We start from the raw sequence: 6,317 nt of genomic DNA, 5'->3' as shown, positions 1-6,317 counted from the left end.
TCTACGGGCCGGGCTGGCCCGTCGCGACGCCCCACCGGCATAGCAAGAAGCCCCGGCGCTCACGCCGAGGAGGAGTCACCAGGTCAGGAGCGAGGGGAGGGCAGGGGGAGGGGGCTTGGTGGGCGAGGCAGAGGTGGCTGCAGCCATGGGCGCCTGAGCGCCGGGCGGGGCAATGGAGGCGGGCCGTGGGGGCGGATCCGTAGTGCGCCGCGCCGCCGCGTGCCGCATGCCGCGTCCGAAGGCAGCCGCGACGGCGTGGGCGATACGGCCGACCTGAACGTGGTCGCGCCGCATGCGGGACGGTGTGCACCCCCGTCCGCGTGCCCCTTTTCACGTGGGGTGTGGCGTACGCGGGCAGGGGGTGCACACCGGGGAGTCACGCGGACTCTTCTTGCGGCAGCGCGCGGCTGCTGATCGCCTCGGTGATGGCGTAGGCGGTCTCCACGAAGGACTCCGCCTGCTGCTCCGACAGATGCCGGGCGGAGGTCTCCTCCAGGGCCTGCCACAGGGCCGCGATGGGCTCGCGCATCGCCCGGCCCTTGTCGGTGAGGTGGACCACCATGACGCGCCGGTCATGTGCGGCCGGCTCCCGGATGACCAGGCCGGCGTCCTGCATGCGGCGTAGCGCCTTGGAGATGGTGGAGTGATCCACGCCGAGGCATTCGAGCAGCTCGGACTGGGACTGGCCGTCCCGGTCAAGAAGGTGCATCAGCAGCAGTTCCTGTCCGGGATGCAGGTCCATCTCGCGCAGCAGGGTGGCGGCGTAGGCGCGGTGGGTGCGGGCGAGCTGGAAGATCGCGTAGCTCATCGGTCCTGCGCCGGCCGTCGTGGGGATGCGGGGGTCGGGGGTGGGCATGGTTCGGTTCCTCAGCCGGTGTGGGTGGGGTAGTCGGTGTAGCCGGCCGCTCCGCCGCCATAGAAGGTCGCCGGGTCGGGAGTGTTCAGCGGCGCGCCGGCGCGGAGCCGCTCGACCAGGTCCGGGTTGGCGAGCGCGAGGGCGCCGACGGAGACGAGGTCGGCCGTGCCGTGATCGATGTCCTTCGCGCGGGTGGGCAGGTCGGTGCCGGCCCGGTTGAGGATCAGCGTGGTCGGCCACAGCGCACGCAGGGTGCCCAGCAGAGCCTCGTCACCCGCGTGCATCACGTGGAGGTAGGCGAGGCCGAGCGGGCTGAGGGCGTCGAGGAGCGCCGGATACAGCTCGGCGGTGTCGGACTCGGCGATGTCGTTGTAGGGGTTTGCGGGGGAGATACGGATACCGGTGCGCTCGGCGCCGATCTCGTCGGCCACGGCTGCGGCGACCTCGACGGCGAAGCGGATGCGGTTCTCGATGGACCCGCCGTAGAGGTCGGTGCGCTGGTTGGTGTTGTCGGACAGGAACTGGTGCACCAGGTAGCCGTTGGCGCCGTGGATCTCCACGCCGTCGGCGCCTGCCGCGATGGCGCCCGCCGCGGCGCGGCGGAAGTCGTCGACGGTCGCCGCGACCTGCTGCGTCGACAGAGCACGAGGGGTCGGCATCTCCTGGGGTCCGGACGCGGTGAACATCGCGCCCTGCGGCCTGATCGCCGAAGGGGCGACCGGCTGGCGGCCGTGGGGGGTGTTGTCGGGGTGGGCGATGCGTCCGGTGTGCATCAGCTGGATGACGATCCGGCCGTCGGCCGCGTGCACGGCGTCGGTGACCTTCCGCCACCCGGCGATCTGCTCGTCGTGGTGGAGGCCGGGGGTCAAGAGGTAGCCCTGGCCGTCGGCGGAGGGCTGCGTTCCCTCGCTGATGACGAGCGCGTGCGAGGCCCGCTGGGCGTAGTACTGGGCGTTCAGCTCGGTCGGTACGCCTTCGGGTGTGGCGCGGTCACGGGTCATGGGGGCCATGACCAGGCGGTGCCTCAAAGACATCCCGCCAAGAGTGGTCGGCGTCCACAGGGAATCCAGCATGAGGGGTTCCTTCGATCTAGCGGTGACCGGCCGGTCACCGTAAAGGCAGCAAGTGGTCGTGGGGAGGCGGTGGGCGGGCGTGCTCAGTCGACGGTCAGCACGAGCTTGCCCCGCACATGCCCGGCGTCGCTGACCTGCTGGGCCGTGGCCGCCTGGTCGAGCGGATAGGCAGTGACGGTGGTGACGAGCTTGCCGGCCGCGGCATCCTGGGCCAAGGCGGCCAAGCGGGCAGACGAGTATTCCTGGGCCCCCTGGGAGAAGGTGATGCCCAGCTGCCGTGCACCGAAGTCGGCGATGGTGACGATGCGGTCGGTGCCGCCCCGCAGGGTGATGGAGTCCTCCAGGGCTCCCTTCCCGGCCAGGTCGAACACCGCGTCCACGCCGTCGGGGGCCAGCGCTCGCACCCGCTCGACCAGACCGTCGCCGTACACGGTCGCGGTTGCGCCGAGCGAGGTGAGGTAGTCCTGGTTGGAGGGGCCCGCGGTGGCAATCACCCGGGCTCCGCGGGCCGTGGCGAGCTGGACCGCCAGGGTTCCGACCGCTCCGGACGCGCCGTGCATCAGCACGGTCTCCCCAGCGGCGACTCCCAGCAGGCTCAGGACCCGCTCGGCCGTCTCGCCGGCCACCGGCAGCGCGACCGCGTGCTGCCAGTCGAGGCCGGCGGGCTTGGCGGCCACGGTGGTGGCCAGCGCGTACTGGGCGTACGAGCCGGTGTCCGACCAGCCCACCACCTCATCGCCAACCTGCACCTCACTCACGCCCTCCCCCAGCGCGTCCACCACGCCCGCGAGCTCGCCACCGGGGACGGCAGGGAACGTCGTCGGACGGACGGCCTCCAGCATCCCGGCGCGCATCTTGCCGTCCAGCGCGTTCAGCCCGGCGGCCTTCACACGGACCCGGACCTGGCCGGGGCCGGGCCGCGGGACCTCGATATCCGCCTCGCGCAGCACGTCCGGGCCGCCAAACCGGTCGAAAACGATTGCTTTCATGATGACTCCATTCCCTTCGGCCACCAAAAGCGTGGCTGGCCACATAATCAAGGTAACAGCAATCATGTGGCTAGCCAAGTAATGCCGGACACGAGGCGAAGGCAGGCGCCTGGGTCGCTTCAGGGTGCGCCACGGGCACGGCTGGTCGAGATCGACGACAACCTGATCGCCCGCATCGCCGAAGCCGAGCGGGAAGGCCGGCTCGGCGAAGTCGAAGGACTCAAGGTCAGCCTTGCCGGCGCCGCGGGGAAACTCGCTCAAATCGACCGGGGGTCGCAGCCCCACACCACAACCGACCTGGGCGCCCCATCGCTACGATCACGACCGTGAGCGACAGTACGATCACCGCCGCGGAGCTGACTGCCTCGACCGAAGAGACATCCGCGCGGGCGGCGGCTGTCGCCGGAAGGCGGTGACCGGCACGGCACGGCACGGCACGGCACGGCACGGCACCGCACCGCACCGAGATCGTCATTGCAGTAACTGACCTCAACGCGAGCTGGTCGGTGGCGCGAAGAGGTATCGATCCATCATGAGTGCTGCGTCGGCCAGGATTTCCGCGTCTCCCATGGGGTCATCGCGGAAGGCGAGGTCAAGCAGGTTGCTTCCGACCTCGACAGCAAGTCGGCCCCGACGACGCGACTCGTCAGTGTCCGGCATCGCGTACCCGCGCACGAGCGCCCCGTGCACCCGGTCAGCGATCTCCCGGTCGGCCTGCTGAGTGTCGGCTCGCAACGACGCGATGCGCGGCCCCTGATACCAGACCCGGCGGTAGCCGGGCTCCTTGCGGAAGCGGTCGGCGTAGGCGGAAACAAGCTTCTCCAGCAGGTCCTGTGAGCGTTCAGGCAGAGGCCCGGTTGTGACCCGCTCGGCGATCTGCACGTCCAGCTGCAGCCAACTGCGCACCAGCGAGGCGACGATCGCTTCCTTGTCAGCGAAGTACCGGTACAGCACGCCGACCGATACCCCCGCCTCGGCAGCGATCAGCTTGGTGCCCAGATCGTCGTATGAAGTCGTCTCCAACAGAGCAGCTGTCACTTCAAGGATGCGGGCGACCTTCTCTCGACTGCGTTGCTGCTGCGGCTTGTTCACCTGCTCAGCCATCGAACTCCTTGACATGTTCCCAAAACGCGAACCAGAGTCTAGTTCATGTTCTTACCCAGGGGCACCTCCCGTACGAAGCTCGGGCCGAACTTCCAGCGCATCTGGGCTTCGGTCATGGTCTCCAGCCTCGGCGACGGAATGCGCTTCGTCGCTCTGCCGCTCCTCGCGGCTCAGCTCACCTCCGACCCTCGCCAGGTCGCCTTCGTGTACGTGGCAGAACAACTGCCCCTCCTGCTGTTCGGCCTCCTCTCGGGCGCCATAGCGGACCGCTTCGACCGTCGCCGCATCCTGTGGGTCGTCGACGCTGCCCGAACCGTGATCGTCGCGGTACTCGCCATCGCGGTGGCGGCGCACGGGATGACAATCCTCTTGCTGACCGGCATCGGTTTCCTTCTCGGCCTCGGACAGACCCTCTACAACGGAGCCTGGTCAGGCATCGTGCCGTCGCTGGTCGCCTCCCATGAGCTGACGCTCGCCAACGCCCGTCTGCAGTCCGGTTCTCTCATCACCGACACCCTCCTCGGCACCCCACTGGGCGCGCTGCTCTTCGGCATCGCTGCCGCACTTCCCTTCGCCGTTGATGCGGTCTCCTTTGCGGCCGCTGCCTCACTGGCCCTGATGCTGAGCGGAGACTTCCGGCTACAGCCGCAAACCGCACCGAACCCTGGGAGGAGGTTGCTCGGTGACACGACTCAGGGGGTGCGCTGGCTCTGGCAGCAGCCACTGCTGCGTCGCCTCTGCCTGACGTCCGGGATCAGCAACCTTGTAGGCGGTGGCCTCATCGCCATTCTGGTGCTCTACGCCCAGCAGATCCTGGGCCTGACCAGCATCGGCTTCGCCCTCTTGGTCGCCTCCTTCGCCATCGGAGGAATAGCGGGGGCGATGGCGACCCCTCGACTGAACGCCCGCTTCGGAACCCCGAGAGTTCTGCGGCTGACTGCCACGGCCACTGCTGGGACCGCAGTGGCCGCCGGCGCGGCCTCCTCGGGCCTCCTCGCCGGAGCGTGCATTGCCGCGTACGGAGCGGCGAACCTGGCATGGAACGTGACAGCAGTGTCCCTCCGCCAGGCAATGGTGCCGACTCACCTACTGGGGCGCGTCGGCATGGCCTACCAGATGGTCATCGGCGCCGGCACCACGCTCGGCGCAGCCCTCGCGGGTCTAGAAGCCGACTCCTTCGGGCTGCGCGCCCCCTTCTACATCGGGAGCGCTCTGCTGCTCGTCGCCAGCCTGGTCAGCATGCGTCCCAACGACACGCCCACGCCCCCAAGAGAGACGGCATCAAACGTTCATGCACGCCGACGACGCACAGGAGATACGAAAGCGACCGGACCGGAAACTGACGGATGAGCCGTACCGCAAGACCCGCGCGCCCCCGCTGACCAGTAAATGGCGACGGGCCATCCAACCGGAAAGGTCGCCGGGTACGCACAAATGCGTGCTCTCCGCGAAGACCCTCACAGGGAGCAGTTGCCGTGGTTCCGCTGGCGATTCAGCCCGGGACACAGAGAGAACTCAGCTGCTGGTTCAAAGAAGTGACCAGGCCAAACGAGATGGCGCCTGACCAGGTGGTTCGGGGCATGGCAGACCTCCGCGATGTGCCCCGAGAAGGCCAGCTGCGGGATCTCAGATTCCGTGGCCAAATCCCACGACTGATGGCCGCTCGGTGGCCCATCGACCCTCAAAGAGGAGCGGCCCACGCCCGGAGCCGTGGCGGACACCCATGTGGACAGCACGCCCCCGGCGACCCGAGCCTCGTCCCCGAGCCACGAAAGTGGCACCATCCACCCTCCTACGCACAGCGTCGGACCCCCGAGGAAGCAGGCGCATCCAGATGACCGACGACGAAACGGTCTCGCACCGACACCATCCCGTCGTGGCCGCACATCGGTCCCGGCGGGCGAGCGACGCCCAGCTCCGCATCGCTGACGCAATCACCAAATTCGCCGGCTCGATGACCTTCGTCTACCTCCACGCGATCGGCTTCCTGCTCTGGATGCTATTCGCCGAGTCCGACCCGTGGCCCACACTGACCCTGATCGTGTCGCTCGAGGCGATCTTCCTGTCGACGTTCGTCATGATCGGCCAGAACCGCCAGGCGGAGTTCCAACAGGCAAAAGCCGACCACGACTTCGTCGAGCAAGAACTCGAACTCAAGACGAACACGGAACTGACCCGGGCCATCCACGCCATGACGACAGAACTCCACCGTCGGCTGGTGGAAGACCCGGGACAGCGATGACACCCCGGGCAACTCCTCGCCCAGGACTCGGTCGGGCACACCCCGCCCGGTGG

At 68.6% G+C, this 6,317-nt stretch carries 6 protein-coding genes; 2 read left to right on the top strand and 4 right to left on the bottom strand.

Going from position 1 to position 6,317, the window contains the following annotated elements; all coding sequences use genetic code 11:
- Nucleotides 1–376: 376 nt before the first annotated feature.
- From AB5J56_RS44970 to AB5J56_RS44955, 4 genes are all read right to left on the bottom strand, one after another.
- Nucleotides 377–856, bottom strand: a complete 480-nt coding sequence (locus tag AB5J56_RS44970; protein WP_369242305.1) for a MarR family winged helix-turn-helix transcriptional regulator — start codon at nucleotides 854–856, stop codon at nucleotides 377–379.
- Nucleotides 857–867: 11 nt separating this feature from the next.
- Nucleotides 868–1,929, bottom strand: a complete 1,062-nt coding sequence (locus tag AB5J56_RS44965) for an alkene reductase (RefSeq protein ID WP_369242303.1) — start codon at nucleotides 1,927–1,929, stop codon at nucleotides 868–870.
- A gap of 83 nt (nucleotides 1,930–2,012) precedes the next feature.
- Nucleotides 2,013–2,918 (bottom strand): NADP-dependent oxidoreductase, encoded by a 906-nt coding sequence (locus tag AB5J56_RS44960; RefSeq protein ID WP_369242301.1) that lies wholly within the window; start codon nucleotides 2,916–2,918, stop codon nucleotides 2,013–2,015.
- Between the two features lie 489 nt (nucleotides 2,919–3,407).
- On the bottom strand, nucleotides 3,408–4,022 hold the full coding sequence (locus tag AB5J56_RS44955; RefSeq protein ID WP_369242299.1) for a TetR/AcrR family transcriptional regulator: 615 nt from the start codon (nucleotides 4,020–4,022) through the stop codon (nucleotides 3,408–3,410).
- A gap of 45 nt (nucleotides 4,023–4,067) precedes the next feature.
- Here AB5J56_RS44955 and AB5J56_RS44950 point away from each other — a divergent pair, with 45 nt between their 5' ends.
- Complete coding sequence (locus tag AB5J56_RS44950; protein WP_369242297.1) at nucleotides 4,068–5,372, top strand: MFS transporter; 1,305 nt, start codon at nucleotides 4,068–4,070, stop codon at nucleotides 5,370–5,372.
- Nucleotides 5,373–5,856: 484 nt separating this feature from the next.
- Nucleotides 5,857–6,264: a DUF1003 domain-containing protein gene (locus AB5J56_RS44945; RefSeq protein WP_369229281.1), complete on the top strand. Its 408-nt coding sequence runs from the start codon at nucleotides 5,857–5,859 to the stop codon at nucleotides 6,262–6,264.
- The last annotated feature ends 53 nt before the right edge of the window (nucleotides 6,265–6,317 follow it).

The sequence above is a fragment of the Streptomyces sp. R21 genome (assembly GCF_041051975.1).
GTDB lineage: Bacteria > Actinomycetota > Actinomycetes > Streptomycetales > Streptomycetaceae > Streptomyces.
The sequence above is the reverse complement of the archived record's forward strand: the minus strand, read 5'-3'. Positions and strand labels throughout refer to the sequence as shown.

Coding starts and splice junctions, on each gene's coding strand:
- AB5J56_RS44950 (WP_369242297.1), top strand. CDS start 4,068: ATGTTCTTACCCAGGGGCACCTCCCGTACGAAGCTCGGGCCGAACTTC.
- AB5J56_RS44955 (WP_369242299.1), bottom strand. CDS start 4,022: ATGGCTGAGCAGGTGAACAAGCCGCAGCAGCAACGCAGTCGAGAGAAG.
- AB5J56_RS44970 (WP_369242305.1), bottom strand. CDS start 856: ATGCCCACCCCCGACCCCCGCATCCCCACGACGGCCGGCGCAGGACCG.
- AB5J56_RS44965 (WP_369242303.1), bottom strand. CDS start 1,929: ATGCTGGATTCCCTGTGGACGCCGACCACTCTTGGCGGGATGTCTTTG.
- AB5J56_RS44945 (WP_369229281.1), top strand. CDS start 5,857: ATGACCGACGACGAAACGGTCTCGCACCGACACCATCCCGTCGTGGCC.
- AB5J56_RS44960 (WP_369242301.1), bottom strand. CDS start 2,918: ATGAAAGCAATCGTTTTCGACCGGTTTGGCGGCCCGGACGTGCTGCGC.